Raw genomic sequence first — 17,206 nt, 5'->3', positions numbered from 1 at the left:
CACCGCCCTCACTTTTCCCGCAGGAGAGCATCCCCATGGCTGAAGTCCTTGTCTACGTCGACCACGTGGACGGCGCCGTCCGCAAGCCCACCCTCGAACTGCTCGCCCTCGCCCGCCGCATCGGCGAGCCGGTCGCCGTGCACCTCGGCCCCGGCGCCGACACCGCCGCCACCACGCTCGCCGAGCACGGCGCGGTCAAGGTCCTGACCGCCGACGCCCCGGAGTTCGCCGACTACCTGGTCGCTCCGAAGGTCGACGCGCTCCAGGCCGCGTACGAGGCCGTCTCCCCGTCCGCCGTGCTGCTGCCGTCCTCCACCGAGGGCAAGGAGATCGGCGCCCGCCTCGCGGTCCGCATCGGCTCCGGCATCATCACCGACGCCGTCGACCTGGAGGCCGGCGACGAGGGCCCGGTGGCCACGCAGTCCGTCTTCGCGGCCTCGTACACCACCAAGTCCCGCATCACCAAGGGCACCCCGGTCATCACCGTCAAGCCCAACTCCGCCGCCCCGGAGGCCGCGCCGGCCGCCGGTACGGTCGAGCAGCTCGCGGTGACCGTCGCCGACGCCTCCAAGGGCACCAAGGTCGTCTCGCGCACCCCGCGCGAGTCCACCGGCCGTCCGGACCTGACCGAGGCCGCGATCGTGGTCTCCGGCGGCCGCGGCGTCAACGGCGCCGAGAACTTCCCGGTCATCGAGGCGCTCGCCGACTCGCTCGGCGCGGCCGTCGGCGCCTCGCGCGCCGCGGTGGATGCGGGCTGGTACCCGCACACCAACCAGGTCGGCCAGACCGGCAAGTCCGTCTCGCCGCAGCTCTACATCGCGGCGGGCATCTCCGGCGCGATCCAGCACCGCGCCGGCATGCAGACCTCCAAGACGATCGTCGCCATCAACAAGGACGCCGAGGCGCCGATCTTCGACCTGGTCGACTACGGCGTGGTCGGCGACCTGTTCGAGATCGTCCCGGCCCTCACCGACGAGGTCAAGGCCCGCAAGGGCTGACCCGCCGGGCACGGCGGGACCGTGCCGCGCCAGTGACGAGCCCAGGGCCCGTACGCATCCGCGTACGGGCCCTGGGCCTGTTCCGGGGCCGGGGCCTACGTCCCGCACGCGGGGACCCAAGGCCCGGGTTCCGGGCGGCCCGGCGGGCAACACCGAGGGTGCCGGCACCCGACCGCGGAACCGAAGGGAAGACCCCGCCATGCCCCTGCCCCAAGCCCCGCCCGACGCCCGCGTCCGCGCTCTGCGGATGCGCCTGCCGACCAGCCTCCGGGCGCCCCGCCTGGCCCGGGAATCGGTCCGCGCCGTCCTGGACCCCGACCGCTACGTGCTCGGCGACGGGCAGACCTGCCTGTCCGAGGTGGTGGCCAACGCCGTACGGCACTCCACCGCGCCCGACATCCCGCTGATGCTGATCGGGGAGGAGGACGGCAGCCTCTTCGCGGCGGTCCGGGACACGGCCCGCACGGTGCCGATGACCACCGGCGCCGAGGACGGGACGCTGTCCGAGGACGGCCGGGGACTGGAGGTCCTGGGGGCGCTCGCGGACGGCTGGGGCTTCGACCGGACCCGCTCCGGGAAGTGGGTGTGGTTCCGCGTGCGCCACCCGCGCTCGGCCGCCGCCGACGGGCAGGTGGCCGCCTGATGGCCGACCTCGCATCCGTACGGGAGAGACCCGCGACCGGACCGGCCGGGCTGCCCCGGCCGGCGGACGCCGGGGCCGTCACCCCGCAGGACGCCCGCGAGATGTCCCGGCTCTTCTTCGAGCGGCTGGCCGGGCTGCCCGAGGACGATCCCGCCCACCGGTACGCCCGCGACTGCCTGATCGAGATGAACCTGTCCCTGGTGCACTACGCGGTGCGCAGGTTCCGCAGCCGTGCCGAGGAGACCGAGGACATGGTCCAGGTGGGCACCATCGGGCTGATCAAGGCGATCGACCGGTTCGACCTCGCGCGCGGAACGCCGTTCAGCGCCTTCGCCGTGCCGTACATCGTCGGGGAGATCAAACGGTACTTCCGTGACACGAGCTGGGCGGTCCACGTGCCGCGCCGGCTCCAGGAACTCCGTATCGACCTGGCCAGGGCGCGGGAGAAACTCGCGCACGAACTCAACCGCGCGCCCACCACCGCGGAACTGGCCCAGCATCTGGACATGGACCAGGAAGACGTCATCGAGGGGCTGTACGCCGGAAACGGGTACTCCGCCGATTCCCTCGACGCCCCGCCGGAGGACGCCGACGCGCATTCCGCGGGCGGCATGCTCGCCGCCTATCTGGGGAGCGAGGACCCCGGCCTGGAAAAGGCGGAGAACGTGCAGGCGCTCAAACCACTGCTGGAGAATCTGGAGGAGCGGGACCGGCGGATTCTGCGTCTGCGGTTCGGCGCCGAACTCAGCCAGACGGAGATCGGCAAAATCCTCGGCATCTCCCAGATGCAGGTGTCCCGGCTCCTGACCCGCATTCTCGCGGGCCTGCGCGAGAAGATGCTGGAGACGAACTGAGGGAGCCGGGCCGAGGGGAAGAAACCGAGGAATGGTGAATTGAGGGGGAATCGCGGGGCAGCGGCCGGGGCCCGGCCCGCCCATCGGCCCGCCTCCTGTGCCACGGCAGGAGGCGGGCCGACGCGCGTCCTCAGGCCGCCCGACGGTACGCGGAGTCGTGGGCACGCAGCAGACGGCGGGCTTCGCGGAGGGCGGCCGCGGGGTCCCGGTGGCCGGTGTGGACGCCCAGGGTGTACGACACGTCGCCGAGGCGTACGGATACGGGGCCGCCGTCCTGGGGGAGGCGCTGGTGTTCGTGGACCAGGCCCCGCAGCACCTGGTAATCGATCAGTCGCATGATCCGTCCATTTATGCGCGGTGGGAGGGGGGAATCGGAGGTCGCCGCCGTGGAATGCCGCTTCACCGGCCTGCTGCTTTCCCGGTGCCCCGTGGGCGGGGTGAGCGCCGGGACTTTCGTCCCGGACGGACGGGACTTCCTGCCGCCCGGCGCAGTCCGGCGGCCCTATTTTTCGCGATATCCACATTTTGCCGCCAAGGCCCGCATACCCGGCGGCCGTACCGGAGAAGACAAGGTTTTGGCGGCCGGCACCGAAGGCCGCCGAGGACGATGCCGGAGCGCGGAGGGAAGGGGTGCACATGTGGGAGGAACGCGCAGCGCCGCCCGGGCGCCGGACGCGTGCCGCGCACGCGGTCGTGGGGCTGGCGCGAATCCGCGACGGGCCCTGGGCCGTCCGGTGGCTGGTCGCCGTACGGGCCGGCGTGGCGGCGGCCCTGGCCTGGCAACTGTGCCGCAGCGTATGGGAGGCGCCGCAGCCCGGACCGGCGGTCGTCGCCGCGCTGCTGGTCGTCCACCCGACGGTGTTCCGCTCGTGCACGGCGGGGCTCCAGTACGCGGCCGGGTGCACGCTCGGCGCCCTGATCGCACTGCCCGCGGCGGTCCTCGTCGGGCCGACCTGGCTGAGCATGAGCGCCGTCCTGCTGCTGTCCCTGCTGGCCGCCGGCCACCAACGGTTCGGCGCGCACGGACTGCACGTACCGATCACCGCGGTGTTCGTCCTCCTGCTCGGACCGAGCCACGCGGGACAGATCCTGCCGCATCTGCTGGAGATCGGGGTGGGCATCGCCGTCGCGGTCCTCTTCAACGCCCTGCTGCCCCCGCCGCTGCGGCTGCGCGCCGCGGAGGTTGCCCTTGACCGCCTGCGGGACGACCTGGCCGGTGTCCTGGACGGCGCGGCCGCCGCGGTACGCGCGGCACGCCACCCCGACGACGTCCTCGACCCGCGGTGGCGAGCCCGTGTGACGGACACCGCCGCCCGGGCCCGCAGCGCCCTCGGCCAGGCACACGAGAGCCTGCGCTGGAACGTGCGTGCCCGGAACCGGAACACCGTCTGGCACCTGGACCGCCAGATCCTGGACAGCCTGGAGCGGGTGGCGCACGACGCGGAAGCGGTCGTCGCGGCGCTCGACGACCTCGCCGCGGAACGCCCCGCCGGGGCACCGGACGGCGCGGGCGGAGCGGCGCGGACGGACGCCTGGGACCGGGAGTTCCGGGCCGGCTGCGCCCGGCTGCTGACCTGCCTGGCGCTGTGCGTCCGCGGCTGCCGCGGCGGCAGCCCGCACCCCGTCCTGCCCGCGACCCGCCGGGTGTGGCGGGAGCTGGCCGAACGGTGCGGCGACCGGCACGACAGCCTGGACGCCCGGGTGGCCGAGTGCCGCCTCCTGATCCTCCTCGACCAGGCCCTGCACGACGTGGCGGGCGGGCGGCCCCGCACGGCGCGCCCCGCGCGCAGCCGTACCGCCGCCACCGGACCCACCATCGCCGCCAGGGAAGACGCCCATGCGCCAGCAGTCACCGAACCGCGCTGAGCACCCCGCCGGGACCGCGCGGCGCCGGTTCGCGGCACTGCTGCCGCGCGCGCTGTTCGTCCTCGCCTTCGCCCTGTTCGTCCTGGCCGTCGTGACCGTGTCGACCGGCGCGCCGGACCCCCTGCCGCGCACGGCCGGGCCGGTGTCCGAGGCCGCGGTGTGCGCCGTACTGGCCGCCGGGCCGGCGGCCCTCGTCACCGGCGCGGTACGGCGGCGGCGACGGCGGGAGCTGGATCGCGCCGACACCTCGGCCGCGACCGCGCAGCGAATCCTGCTGCGGCCGCTCCCCGGCCGGATCGGGGACCTGCGCCTGCGCGGCACCTACCTTCCGGCACGGACCGCGCCCCGCAGCGGCGGGGACCTCTACGACGCGGTACGCAGCCCGTACGGCGCCCGTCTGCTCATCGGCGACGTGCGGGCCAAGGGGATGCTCGCGGTGGAGGCGTCGGCACTGCTGCTGCGCTCCTTCCGCGAAGCGGCGTACGAGGAGGAGCGGTTGACGGAGGTGGCCCGGCGGCTGGAGAACGACGCGCGGCGGCACATCGCGCGGCTGCCGGGCGCGGAGACGCCCGAACGGTTCGCCACCGCCCTGCTGGTGGAGATCCCCGCCGAGCCGGTGGCCCGGGTGGTCCACTGCGGGCATCCCGAACCGCTGCTGGTCTCCGGTGGACGGGTCCTCGCCTGCCCGCCGGAGCGGCCCGGCGCCCCCATCGGCATGGCCGATCTGGTGGGGGCCGGGCACACGGTCCAGACGCTGCCGTTCCGGGCGGGGGAGCGGCTGGTGCTGCTCACCGACGGCTTCACCGAGGCGCGGGACGCGGCGGGGCGCTTTCCGCCGTTCGCCGAGCGGGTCGGCGAACGGGCCGCCGCGCCGCTGGACGACCTGGTGGACGGGCTCCGCGCGGACCTGGTCCGGCACACGGGCGGGGAGCTGGGGGACGACGCCGCGCTGCTCGTCGTCGACCGCGCCCCGGAGGGTGAGCGGCCCGCCGCCGGCTGACCCGCCGTCCTGCCCGGGCCGGCCGCCTACTCGCCCGTCCTCCCGTCGATCCGCTCCCGCAGCAGATCGGCGTGCCCGTTGTGCCGCGCGTACTCCTCGATCATGTGGACGTACACCCACCGGAGGCTGATGGTCCGGCCGTCCGCCATCGTGAACGTGTCGTCCAGGCCGCGGTGCGCCACGGCCCGGTCGGCGGCGGCGCACTCGGCGCGCAGCGCCGCCAGCGCCTCCTCGGCGCCGGCGGTGTCGAGCGCCTCGAAGTCCGCGTCCGGCTGCTCCTCGGTGAAGTAGAGGCTCCCGATCCGCTGGCCCGCGACGCGCTGCCGGAACCAGGAGCGCTCCACGTCCGCCATGTGCCGGACCAGGCCGAGCAGCGTCAGGTTCGACGGTTCCGCGCCGGCCCGCGCGAGCTGCTCGGGGGTGAGCCCGGCGCACTTGGCCAGCAAGGTGTCGCGGTGCCGGTCCAGCCAGCCTTGCAGCATCGTGCGTTCGTCCGCCACGTACGGCGCGGTACGGCGGTCCACCTCGGGTGCGATCCATGTCATGCGGGAGAGTGTCACCCGGCATGATCGGGAGCGCCACGGATTAAAACCGCCGCACGCCCGGGACATCCCGGTGTCAGTGGTCGCAGAGCGGGTCGTAGGGGACATCGGGCAGCAGCTCGTGCCAGCGCGCGGGCCCGGTCCGGCCGACCAGGGGGCAGACGCGCCCGGCCACCCGGCGCGCGTCCAGGTCCCACAGGCGTACGGAGCCGTCCGCGCCGGTGCTCGCGAGCGTCCTGCCGTCCGGCGCGTAGGACACCGACCACACCACGTCGGTGTGCCCGGTGAGCGTCGCGACCTGCGTACGGGCGGCCGTGTCCCACAGGCGTACGGTGCTGTCGAAGCCGGCCGTGGCCAACTGCCGCCCGCGCGGGGCGAAGGCGATGCCGCGCACCGACCCCGTGTGGCCGCGCAGCACACCGGCGGCGCGGTGCCGCCGGAGGTCCCACAGGCGCACCGTCCGGTCGTTGCCCGCCGAGGCGAGCAGCCGCCCGTCCGCGCTGAAGGCCACCGCCCACACCGCGCCCGTGTGCCCGCGCAGGACGGCGACCGGGCGGCGGGTGGCGGCGTCCCACAGCCGGACCGTGCAGTCGTCGCTCGCGCTGGCCAGCAGCCGCCCGTCGGGGCTGAACGCCACGCCGTTGACGAAGTCGTCGTGCTCGGTCAGGACGGCCGAGCCGCCGCCCGCGAGGTCCCAGAGCCGTACCGTGCCGTCTTCGCTCGCCCCCGCCAGCCGCCGCCCGCCGGGCGCGAACGCGACCGCGAACACCGCCCCCCGCGCCCCGGTCAGGACGCGCTCGCGGGCGCCGGTCGCCGCGTCCCACAGCCGTACGGTCCCGTCGGCGCCGGCCGTGGCGAAGGTGCGGCCGTCGCGGCTGTAGGCCAGCCCCCGCACGGGGCCGTGGTGGCCGCGCAGCGGCGGCCCGAGCTGGGCGCGGGACCGTACGTCCCACCGCTGGACCGAGCCGTCCGTACTCGCGGCGGCCAGCCGCCGCCCGCCGGGTGCGAAGGCGACGGCGGACCGGCCGGACACCGGGCGGGCGGTCAGCGCCGCGCCGGACGGGTCCCACAGGGTGAGGGTCCGGTCGAAGCTTCCGGTGGCCACCGTACGGCCGTCGGGGGAGAAGGCGACGGCGAGCACATAGTCGCTGTGCCCGGTGAAGGCGGCGACGGTACGGCGGGTGGCGACCTCCCACAGGCGCGCCGAGCCGTCGCCGGAGGCGGACGCGAGGGTGTCGCCGTCGGGGCTGAACGCCAGCGCGTTGACGTCGTCGTTGTGGCCGGTGAGCCGTCCCGTGACGGTCATGCCGCGGGTGTCGTACAGCGTCACCGTGCGGTCCGTGCCGCCGACGGCCAGTGTCGCGCTGTCCGGGCTGAAGGCCACGGCCACGACCCCGGTGCCGTGCCCGGAGCGGTCGGCCAGGACGGTGGGGGAGGCGGGGCGGTCGGCGTCGGACAGGGCACTGCCGGGCGCGGCCGCGGTCAGGGACGGCGGCAGCCGCCACACCCGGACCCGGCCGTTGCCGTCGCCGCGGGCCAGCAGGCGGCCGTCCGGGCTGAACGCCACCTTGCCGCTCGCGCCGCCTCCCCGGCCGGGCAGGCGGGCCGCCCGCCGCATCCCGGGCGCGTCCCACAGGGTCACGCTGCCGCCGGGGCCGGTGGCGGCGAGGAGCTGTCCACGGGCCGCGCCCGCCGGGCCCGTCCGTACGCCCGAACCGGCCGGCGCGAAGGCCACCTCCCCACCCGGCCCCGCACCGGGCACGGTGGTGACCGGGGCCCGGTGGCCGGCGCCCCGTACCCGTACCGAGCCGTCCGAGGCGCCCGCCGCGAGCAGCCGGCCGTCCGGGCTGAAGGCCACACCGCGGATCCGCGCCCCGCCCGCCCGGATCGCGGGGCCCAGTGGGCGGCGGGCGTGCGGGTCCCAGAGGCGTACCGTGCCGTCCGAGGAACCGCCGGCCAGCAGCCGCCCGTCCGGGCTGAACGCGGCGGCGTTGACCGGGCCCTGATGGCCCGTCAGGCGACCGGCGAACGGCCGCGCCTGGGTGCTGAGCAGGGCGCTGCGGGAGGCGGGGGACGGGCGGAGCCGGTACGCCTCGGCGGCGAGCAGTATGGCCGCCTCGGGCTGTCCGGCGGCCACCTGGCCCGAGCGGGCGGCCAGTTCGCCGGCGTACGCGTCGAGGCGGCCGGACTCCGCCGCACGCCACTGCTGGACCGCCAGCACGCCCGCGCACACGGCCAGGACGAGCAGCACGGCCAGGGTGCCCGCGAGCCTGCGGCGGCGGCGCACCCGGCGGCGCTCGGCGCGGGCCGCGGCCGCCTCGCGCGTCAGCGACGCGTGCAGGAACTCCTCCTCCAGCGGGCTGAGCCCGGCGTCCTCCCCCTGCTGTCCGGCCCATTCGCGGGCCACCGCCAGCCGCGTGCCCCGGTACAGCCCCGCCGCCTCCCGGCCCTCCCGCTTCCACGCCCCGGCCGCCTCCGAGAGCCGCTGGTGGACGACGAGCCCCGCCCGGTCGGCCCGGATCCAGCCGCGCAGTCGCGGCCAGGCCCGCAGCAGCGCCTCATGGGTGATCTCCACGGTGTCCGCGTCCAGGGTCAGCAGGCGGGCGCGCACGAAGACGCCGATGACGGCGGTGGTCTTCTCCGGGTCCGGCAGGTGTTCCAGCAGGCGTTCGCGCGGGACGCGGCGGCGCGTCTCGCCCGCGATCTCGCCGACCTGCACCAGCCGCAGCAGCACCTGCCGCGCCGCCCGCCGCTCGGCCGGGTCCAGTGTGGCGTGCACCCGCTCGGCGGTGGTGGCGACCGCGCCGTGCAGGCCGCCGGTGAGGCGGTACCCGGCGACGGTGAGGGTGCGGCCGGTGCGCTGCTGCCAGGTGGCGAGCAGGGCGTGGGCCAGCAGGGGCAGCGCCCCGCCGGCCACCGGACCGTCGTCCTCGTGGATGCCCAGGTCGGACAGGAGCAGCTCTTCGAGGCCCGGCTCCAGCTCCAGTCCGGCCTCCCGCGCGGGCCGGGTGATCGCCGCCCGCACCTCGGGTACGGACATGGGCCGCAGCGCGAAGATCCCGGCGGACAGGGCCGGGGCGAGCGGGGGGTGGTCCAGGCACGCGCCGTAGAAGTCGGCGCGCACGCACAGGACCACGGCGCACGGGGCCTCCCGGGCGGCCGCGCACAGCGCCGCCACGAACGCCCGCCGCTCCCGGGGGTCCTCGCAGACGGTGAAGACCTCCTCGAACTGGTCGACGACGAGGACCAGGCGCGGGCTGGTGCCGAGGGCGGCGCGGACGGCGGCGGGACACCGTTCGGGCGCGTCGGCCAGTTCCTCGGCGGCGGCCGCGGTGTCGGCCGTGGCGGGATCCGCCGGTCCGGAGGGTGCCGCCGCCGGCCCCGCCAGCGCCGTGGCCAGTTCGGTGAGCGGACGCGCGCCGGGCGTCAGGACGCGCACCGCCCAGTCCCGGGAGCCGGGCAGCGCGCCGGCGCGCAGGGCGGGCAGCAGGCCGGCCCGGAGCAGCGAGGACTTGCCGGCGCCGGACGGGGCCGCGACGATCAACGGGCCCGCGGCCGCCAGGCGTTCGGCGAGGCGGCCGACCAGCGCGGCGGTGGCCCGTTCCCGGCCGAAGAACCAGGGGGCGTCCTCGGTGGTGTAGGCGGCCAGGCCCGGGTACGGGCAGCGGTCCCCGGGCGTACGGGCGGACAGCAGCCGGGTGAGCGCGCCGTCCGCGGCCAGGGCGGCGTCGCAGCGGCGGGCGACGTCCCCGGTCGGCGGCTTCTCGCCGTTCTCGATCTTGCTGAGATAGCCCTTGCTGTAGTGCACCAACTGCGCCAGGGTCCGGAGGGAGACCTCCTTCTCCCGCCGCAGCCGCCGCAGCGCGTCCCCGAACTCCTCCGGCATACAGTCCCCCACGCCTCGTGCGGGCGGCCGGGCCGCCCGCACCGCGCCGGTGATGCTACGCACGGGCGTTCCGGTCCCACCGGTGAAGGCGGGAGAACCACCGAAAGGGGTGAAACGGGGTGTCCGGCGCGCGGGCGCGCGGCGCACGCCGTGGGGAACGCTCCCCATGCGGCCGCCCTGCCGATCCGGCCCCGGGGGGTGTTGACCTGCGAACTCGGCCCGGATAGCTTCGCTCTACGGATTGTTGATTCCGTACAACGGAAAAGCGAAGAGGTGGAGCCCGTGGGACGGGCGCGAGCACTGGGAGGGTGTCGGATGGGGCAGCACGAGACGGTGGCGACGAGTCTCGCGGACACCGTACGCGAGGAGATCGGAGCCGCCCTCGCGGAGGCCGACGCGGACCTCGCGCGGCGCTACCCGGGCGACCCCGGCACCCGCCAGCCGGTCCACACCGTCTACGTCCCCGGCGACGTCGTCACCGCCGGTACCGTCCGCGCATGGGGCGACGCCGCCCTCGCCGCGCTCGACGAGCACGCGCCGGACGCCGAGGCGTTCGCCGGCGTCCTGGGCATCCCGGCCGACCTCGCCGAGCCGGTGTACGAGCGGGTGCGGGCCAAGCTGGAGCGCGAGCCCGTCGAGGACCTGCGCATCGACTTCGAGGACGGCTACGGACCGCGCCCGGACGCCGAGGAGGACGCGGCCGCCGCCCGCGCCGCCGCCCTCGTCGCGGCCGCCCACCGGGACGGCACCGCCGCGCCCTGCACGGGCATCCGCATGAAGTGCATGGAGGCCGCCGTCCGCGACCGCGGCATCCGCACCCTCGACATCTTCCTGACCGGCCTGATGGCGGCCGGCGGCCTCCCGGACGGCCTGGTGCTGACCCTGCCCAAGGTCAGCTACGCCGAACAGGTCACCGCGATGGTGCGTCTGCTGGAGGCGTTCGAGAAGACGCACGGCCTCCCGTCGGGCCGGATCGGGTTCGAGATCCAGATCGAGACCACCCAGTCCATCCTGGGCGCCGACGGCCGCGCCACCGTCGCCCGCATGATCGAGGCCGCCGAGGGCCGCGCCACCTCCCTGCACTACGGCACCTTCGACTACAGCGCCTCCTGCGGCGTCAGCGCCGCCCACCAGGCGCTGGACCACCCGGTGGCCGACCACGCCAAGGCCGTGATGCAGGTCGCCGCGGCGGGCACCGGCGTCCGCCTCTCCGACGGCTCGACCAACGTCCTCCCGGTCGGCGCGACCACCCAGGTCCACGACGCCTGGCGGCTGCACCACGGCCTGGTGCGCCGCTCGCTGGCCCGGGCGTACTACCAGGGCTGGGACATGCACCCCGCCCACCTGCCCACCCGCTACGCCGCCGTCTACACCTTCTACCGCGAGGGCCTGGAGCAGGCCGCGGCCCGGCTGGCCGCCTATGTCTCCAAGGCGGGCGGCGCCGTGATGGACGAGCCGGCGACCGCCAAGGCGCTGAGCGGATACCTGCTGCGCGGACTCGACTGCGGCGCCGTCGACATCGCCGAGGTCGCCCGCCTGACCGGACTCACCCGCGCCGACCTCGACGGCCTGGCGGGCCGCCCGGCCCCGGCCGGCTGACCGCCGCGGCGGGCCTCACCAGCGGCGTACGACCCCGTCGTACGCCGCTTCGGTGTCCCGGGCACCAGGCCGCCCGCGTCCGAACCGAACACGGCGGCCGCGGGACATGTGCGGGAAACAAGCGCGGGAAACAAGCGCGGGAAACGACAAAGGCAAGGAGTCACCCACTCCTTGCCACTCTCAACTTATAGCGCACCGGGGGGCTTGCGGCAAGGCCCCGGTCGTGCCGCACAATCGCTCGCCGAGGCCAGAACCTGCGGAAACGGGAGATCTGCGAAGTGCGTGCGGTGTTGTCGGTCCATGAGGTGTGCGGTGACGACGAGGCCGCGGGGGAACCCGCGCCGCGGTCGCGGGCATCCGGTGCCGAGGCGCGGGCGTATGTACGGCAGAGCGCCGCGGGTGCGGCCCGGGATCGGAGCTGACACCATGCATTCCCTGACCACCAGTGTGTTCGACCTTTCCGGCCGGCTGGCCGCCAAGGCGGACCCCGAGCTGACGGCGGCCGACGAACGGCACTTCGCGGCCATCGCGGAGAGCCTCGAACAGACGGTCACCGACCTGTCCGACCGCCTCGACGCCGCACTCAAGGCGCCCGGCGGCACCGGCCGGCAGGCGATGGACCGCGACGCGGAGGTGCACCGGCTGACCGGACGCCTGCGCGCCCTGCGCCGCTATGGCCTGGACCTGTGCCTCGGCCGGATGGTCGGCGCGGACGGCCCCGAGCCGGTGTACGTCGGACGGCTCGGCCTCACCGACAGCGCGGGCCGCCGGCTGCTGGTCGACTGGCGGTCCCCCGCGGCCGAGCCGTTCTTCGGAGCCACCCACGCCGACCCCATGGGCCTGACGAGCCGCCGCAGGTACCGCTGGACCCGCGGCCGGATCAGCGACTACTGGGACGAGGTGTTCACCGCCGACGGGCTCGAAGGGCACGCCGCGCTCGACGACCACTCCGCCTTCATCGCCGGCCTGGGCGCCAACCGGTCGGCACGGATGCGCGACGTACTCGGCACCATCCAGGCCGATCAGGACGCCATCATCCGGGCGGGGTCCCGCGGCGCCCTCGTCGTCGACGGCGGGCCGGGCACCGGAAAGACCGTCGTCGCCCTGCACCGCGCCGCCTACCTCCTCTACTCCGAGCCCCGCCTCGGGCGCCGCCGCGGCGGCGTGCTCTTCGTCGGGCCGCACCAGCCCCACCTGGCGTACGTCGCCGACGTCCTCCCCAGCCTCGGGGAGGAGGGCGTGCGGACCTGCACCCTGCGGGACCTCGTCGCCGAGGGCGCCGCGGCGGCGGACGAGAGCGACCCGGAGGTGGCCCGCCTGAAGGCGTCGGCGGACATGGTGAAGGCCATCGAGAAGGCCGTCGGCATCTACGAGGAACCGCCCGCCAGGGGGATGACGGTCTCGACCGACTGGGGTGACGTCCGGCTGAGTGCCGACGACTGGGCCGAGGCGTTCGACGCACCGGGCCCCGGCACCCCGCACAACGAGGCGCGCGAGCAGATCTGGGACGAACTCGTCGCGATCCTGCTGGGCAAGCTCGACGACGACGTACCGGCCCACGACGTGCGGCGGGCGCTGCGGTACGACGAGGAACTGGTCACCACCCTGCACCGCGCGTGGCCGCTGCTCGAAGCCGCCGACCTGGTCTCCGACCTGTGGACGGTCCCCGCCTACCTGCGGCTGTGCGCCCCCTGGCTCAGCACCGACGAGGTGCGCAGGCTCCAGCGCAAGGACGCGCCCCAGGACTGGACGGTGTCCGACCTGCCGCTTCTGGACGCGGCACGGCAGCGCCTCGGCGACCCGGAGGCGGCCCGGAACAAGCGCCGGCACGCGGCCGTACTCGCCGCCCAGCGCGAGCGCATGACGCAGGTCGTCGACAACCTGATCGACGCCGCCTCCGACTCCGGCGCCGACCTCGACGACGGCGAGGGCCTGGTGACGATGTTGCGCGGCCAGGACGCCCGGGTCAGCCTGGTCGACGAAGCCGAACTGACCACCGCCGCACCGGACCTGCTCGCCGGACCGTTCGCGCACATCGTCGTGGACGAGGCGCAGGAACTGACCGACGCGGAGTGGCAGATGCTGCTGTCGCGCTGCCCGTCCCGCAGCTTCACCATCGTCGGGGACCGCGCCCAGGCCCGGGACGGTTTCACCGAGTCCTGGCGGGAACGGCTCGAACGGATCGGGCTCGACCGGATCGACGTGGCCTCCCTGGGCATCAACTACCGCACGCCCGAAGAGGTCATGGCGCAGGCCGCGCCGGTGATCCGCGCCGCGCTCCCGGACGCCAACGTGCCGGCCTCCATCCGCAGCAGCGGCATCCCCGTCGTCCACGGCCCCGCCACGGACCGGGACGCGATCCTCGACGCCTGGCTCACCGCGCACGACGACGGAATCGCCTGCGTCATCGGCGATCCCACCTTCCGGGCGACGTCCCGCGTCCGGTCGCTGACACCGGGGCTGTCGAAGGGCCTGGAGTTCGACCTGGTCGTCCTCGTCGACCCGGAGAACTTCGGCGACGGCGTCCGGGGAGCGGTGGACCGCTATGTCGCGATGTCCCGGGCGACCCAGCGACTCGTGGTCCTGACGAGCCGTCAGACCGGCCGGTAGCCGGGCCGGCCGGCGGGGCGCGGACGCCTCGCGCCCGTCGGACGCCGTACGCACAACGGCTGATCGCCGCCGTCCCTCCGGGCGCGTTCGTATGCGCGTACCCCGTACGGGCGGGGTGGCGGAGGGGGGAGACGGCGAAGCGGGTGCGTGCGGGGCCGGGGGCGGCCGTCGCGGTGGGGACGCTGTCATCGGGGGAGGTGGCGTGGGCCGGTGACGGGGCCGCGCCCACGGCACCCGGGAGAGCACGGCGGCGGACGGCGGCGAGCTGGACGGCCCGTCGCACCTCGCCCCGATCAGCGCGGGCGGCCGCTACGTCGCCTTCTGGACGGGCGCCCCGAGCTGGGCGGCGGGGGGCGACGGCACCCATGTGGCGGCCGTCAAGGACCTGCGCACCGGACGGGTCGAGCGGATACCGGGCGCCCGGTTCCGACATGCCCGGCCCGTACGGCTCCGTGCATGACCTGCGCATCCGGCGCACGCGACAGGTGGGCCGGGAACGCGGCTTCCCCACGGCGGCCGGCGACGACGGGCGGCGCGTGCTGGACCACCACGACGGCAGGCTCGCCCTGCTCGCCCTGCTCGCCCTGCTCGCCCTGCTCGCCCTGCTCGCCCTGCTCAACCTGCACGGCCTGCGCACCGGCGAGCGGTACACGGTCACGGCCGGCTGAACCACGCCGCCCCGCACGCGCTGAGCCGGGACGGCCGGAGCGTGGTCTTCGGCTGGGAACTGCCGGATTCGGTGCCGGGGGACACCAACGGCACGTACGACGTGTTCGTGCGCCGCTTCGGGGCCGCGGCGCGGGGGTGGACGCGGGCGCTCAGCCGTCCGCCGGCGGCGGCAGTTCGCCCGAGCCGCGGGGGATGAGGCGGGTGGGGATCTCCTGGCGCTGCGGCGGGATCCCGGCGCCGTCGAGGCGGCGGAAGAGCATCGTGGCGGCGGTGCGGCCGAGCCGCGCGGCGTCCTGCGCCACGACCGTGATCGCGGGGGACACCAGGTCGGCCAGCTCGAAGTCGTCGAAGCCCACCAGGGCGACCGGGCGCGGGCGTTCGGCGAGCACCCGCACCGCCGTGACCGTCACCCGGTTGTTGCCCGCGAACAGCGCCGTGACCGGCCGCGGCCCGTCCAGCATGGCGGTGGCCGCGAACCGTACCCGGTCGGGTGCGGTCGATCCGAGGGAGACCCACGATTCGTCGACGGCCAGCCCGGCCCCGGCCATCGCCGCGCGGTAGCCGCGCAGCCGCTCCCCGGCGGTGTGGATGCGCGGCTGGTCGCCGATGAAGCCGATCCGGCGGTGGCCGTGCGCGATCAGGTGCGCCACCGCGTCGCGGGCACCGCCGAAGCTGTCGGAGAGCACCGTGTCCGCCTCGATCCGGCCCGCCGGGCGGTCCACGAAGACGGTGGCCACGCCCGCCGCGATCTCCGGCTCCAGATAGCGGTGATCGTCGGCGGCCGGAATGATCACCAGGCCGTCCACCCGGCGCGCGCACAGGGCGAGCACCAGCTCCTGCTCGCGCGCCGGGTCCTCCGCGCTGGACCCGTTGATCAGCAGTGCGCCGTGGTCCCGGGCGACCTCCTCGACGGCGCGGCTGAGCGGCCCGTAGAAGGGGTCGGCGAGGTCCTCCAGGACCAGGCCGATGCTGGCGGTGCGGCCCTTGCGCAGGATGCGGGCGGAGTCGTTGCGGCGGAAGCCGAGCGCGGTGATGGCGTCCTGGACGCGGCGCTCGGTCTCGGGTGTGACGCCCGGTTCGCCGTTGACCACCCGGGAGACCGTCTTCAGGCCGACGCCGGCCCGGGCCGCGACGTCCTTCATCGTGGGCCGGCTGCCGTAGCGGCGGGATGTGCCCCGGGCGGTGTCGGTCACGGTGCGTGGTCCTGATTCTGTCGGCGGCGGTGGGGCCGGCGGGGCGCGGTGGCCGGGCGGCCCGGGTGGGGCCGTGGCTCCACTGCTCGCTCCGGCTGTTGCTGGAGAGACGGACGGGACGGGTGTGGCGGTTCCCCCTCCGGCACGCCGATGATGGCTGTGGCGGTGTCCGGTGGCCGGTGTGTGGGGCCGGCCGGGCGGGACCGTCCGGCGGTACCGCGCGACGGCGCGCGGTCCGGCGTCGAGCATAACCTCTGGACAACGTTGTCAATTAGCACGAGACTGGCGTTCCCGTGCCGGGCCCACGCCCCCCGGCCCAGGCGCCCACCAGGAGATTCGACACCGATGCAGACGGACCTGAGCGCAGCGCTGGACATCGGCGGCACCAAGATCGCCGGCGCGCTGGTGGACGAGCACGGCAGGCTGCTCGTCCGCACCACCCGGCCCACGCCCGCCGACCGGGACGGCGCCACCGTGCTGCGCGCGCTGGCCGAGGTGGTGGGCGAGCTGACCGCACGCCCCGAGTGGGCCAGGGTGGCCGCCGTCGGCATCGGCAGCGCGGGCCCGGTGGACGCCCGGCGCGGCACGGTCAGCCCGGTCAACATCCCCGGCTGGCGGGACTTCCCGGTCGTCGCCGAGGTGCGGGACCTGGTCGGCGCGCACCCCGTCGTGCTGGTGGGTGACGGCGTGGCCATGACCGCCGCCGAACACTGGCAGGGTGCCGCCCGCGGTTACGCGAACGCCCTGTGCATGGTGGTCTCCACGGGCGTCGGCGGCGGCCTCGTCCTGGGGGGCAAGGTGCACCCCGGCCCCACCGGAAACGCCGGCCACATCGGCCACATCAGCGTGGACCTCGACGGCGACCCCTGCCCGTGCGGTGCCCGCGGCTGCGTCGAACGCATCGCCAGCGGCCCCAACATCGCCCGCCGCGCCCTCGATAACGGCTGGCGCCCGGGACCCGACGGCGACACCAGCGCCGCCGCCGTGGCCGCCGCGGCCCGCGCGGGTGACCCGGTGGCCCGTCACTCGTTCGAGCGGGCCGCCCAGGCCCTGGCCGCCGGTATCGCGGCCACCGCCGCCCTCGTCGAGATCGAGATCGTGGTGATCGGCGGCGGCGTGGCGGGCGCCGGCGACCTCCTCTTCGTCCCCCTGCGTCGCGCCCTGGGCGACTACGCCACGCTCTCCTTCGTCCGTGACATCACGGTCGTACCGGCGCAGATGGGGACGGATGCCGGCGTGGTGGGCGCCGCGGCCGCCGCCGCGCAACAGTCCCGTCTCGATGCTTTCGCCCCCACGGCCTGAGAGGACGTACGACGCCTCAGGTCCCTCTAGGCTGGTGCCGACCA

Annotated in this window: 13 protein-coding genes; 9 read left to right on the top strand and 4 right to left on the bottom strand. The window is 75.5% G+C overall.

The window, feature by feature from the left end:
- Positions 1-35 precede the first annotated feature (35 nt).
- The 3 genes from ACH4EB_RS11210 (at position 36) to ACH4EB_RS11200 (ending at position 2,495) form a co-directional block, all read left to right on the top strand.
- Positions 36-998, top strand: a complete 963-nt coding sequence (locus ACH4EB_RS11210; protein WP_398347152.1) for an electron transfer flavoprotein subunit alpha/FixB family protein — start codon at positions 36-38, stop codon at positions 996-998.
- 199 nt (positions 999-1,197) lie between these two features.
- Complete coding sequence (locus ACH4EB_RS11205) at positions 1,198-1,641, top strand: ATP-binding protein (protein WP_398347151.1); 444 nt, start codon at positions 1,198-1,200, stop codon at positions 1,639-1,641.
- Positions 1,641-2,495 (top strand): RNA polymerase sigma factor SigF, encoded by an 855-nt coding sequence (locus ACH4EB_RS11200; protein WP_398347150.1) that lies wholly within the window; start codon positions 1,641-1,643, stop codon positions 2,493-2,495. Before ACH4EB_RS11205 ends, ACH4EB_RS11200 begins: the two co-directional genes overlap by 1 nt.
- Before the next feature lie 130 nt (positions 2,496-2,625).
- On the opposite strand, the gene ACH4EB_RS11195 is transcribed toward ACH4EB_RS11200, so the two are convergent.
- Positions 2,626-2,832 (bottom strand): DUF5133 domain-containing protein, encoded by a 207-nt coding sequence (locus ACH4EB_RS11195; protein WP_398347149.1) that lies wholly within the window; start codon positions 2,830-2,832, stop codon positions 2,626-2,628.
- A gap of 299 nt (positions 2,833-3,131) precedes the next feature.
- On the opposite strand from ACH4EB_RS11195, the gene ACH4EB_RS11190 reads away from it, so the two are divergent.
- Positions 3,132-4,361, top strand: coding sequence for an aromatic acid exporter family protein (locus ACH4EB_RS11190; RefSeq protein ID WP_398347148.1), 1,230 nt, complete (start codon positions 3,132-3,134; stop codon positions 4,359-4,361).
- A complete protein-coding gene (locus ACH4EB_RS11185; protein ID WP_398347147.1) occupies positions 4,333-5,361 on the top strand; it encodes a PP2C family protein-serine/threonine phosphatase in 1,029 nt (342 codons plus the stop codon). The genes ACH4EB_RS11190 and ACH4EB_RS11185 overlap by 29 nt, the downstream gene beginning before the upstream one ends.
- A gap of 26 nt (positions 5,362-5,387) precedes the next feature.
- Here ACH4EB_RS11185 and ACH4EB_RS11180 read toward each other — a convergent pair whose 3' ends face one another.
- Together ACH4EB_RS11180 and ACH4EB_RS11175 are read right to left on the bottom strand one after the other, a co-directional pair.
- Positions 5,388-5,906 carry a DinB family protein gene (locus tag ACH4EB_RS11180; protein WP_398347146.1) on the bottom strand — a complete coding sequence of 173 codons (519 nt, stop codon included), beginning with the start codon at positions 5,904-5,906 and terminating at the stop codon, positions 5,388-5,390.
- A 73-nt stretch (positions 5,907-5,979) separates the two neighbouring features.
- A complete protein-coding gene (locus ACH4EB_RS11175) occupies positions 5,980-9,852 on the bottom strand; it encodes a helix-turn-helix domain-containing protein (protein WP_398347144.1) in 3,873 nt (1,290 codons plus the stop codon).
- A gap of 252 nt (positions 9,853-10,104) precedes the next feature.
- Here ACH4EB_RS11175 and ACH4EB_RS11170 point away from each other — a divergent pair, with 252 nt between their 5' ends.
- The 3 genes from ACH4EB_RS11170 (at position 10,105) to ACH4EB_RS11160 (ending at position 14,666) form a co-directional block, all read left to right on the top strand.
- Complete coding sequence (locus tag ACH4EB_RS11170; RefSeq protein ID WP_398347143.1) at positions 10,105-11,388, top strand: DUF6986 family protein; 1,284 nt, start codon at positions 10,105-10,107, stop codon at positions 11,386-11,388.
- Between the two features lie 426 nt (positions 11,389-11,814).
- Positions 11,815-13,998 (top strand): RNA polymerase recycling motor ATPase HelR, encoded by a 2,184-nt coding sequence (gene helR, locus ACH4EB_RS11165; RefSeq protein WP_398347142.1) that lies wholly within the window; start codon positions 11,815-11,817, stop codon positions 13,996-13,998.
- Positions 13,999-14,429: 431 nt separating this feature from the next.
- The gene (locus tag ACH4EB_RS11160) at positions 14,430-14,666 is read left to right on the top strand and encodes a hypothetical protein (protein WP_398347141.1); all 237 of its coding nucleotides are present in this window, start codon (positions 14,430-14,432) and stop codon (positions 14,664-14,666) included.
- Positions 14,667-14,816: 150 nt separating this feature from the next.
- Here ACH4EB_RS11160 and ACH4EB_RS11155 read toward each other — a convergent pair whose 3' ends face one another.
- Positions 14,817-15,860: a LacI family DNA-binding transcriptional regulator gene (locus tag ACH4EB_RS11155; RefSeq protein ID WP_398347139.1), complete on the bottom strand. Its 1,044-nt coding sequence runs from the start codon at positions 15,858-15,860 to the stop codon at positions 14,817-14,819.
- 345 nt (positions 15,861-16,205) lie between these two features.
- On the opposite strand from ACH4EB_RS11155, the gene ACH4EB_RS11150 reads away from it, so the two are divergent.
- Positions 16,206-17,162, top strand: a complete 957-nt coding sequence (locus ACH4EB_RS11150) for an ROK family protein (RefSeq protein WP_398347138.1) — start codon at positions 16,206-16,208, stop codon at positions 17,160-17,162.
- The last annotated feature ends 44 nt before the right edge of the window (positions 17,163-17,206 follow it).

Origin of the sequence: Streptomyces sp. NPDC018045 (genome assembly GCF_044327445.1) — a bacterium.
Taxonomy (GTDB): domain Bacteria; phylum Actinomycetota; class Actinomycetes; order Streptomycetales; family Streptomycetaceae; genus Streptomyces.
This window is presented reverse-complemented; position numbering and strand designations above follow the sequence as displayed.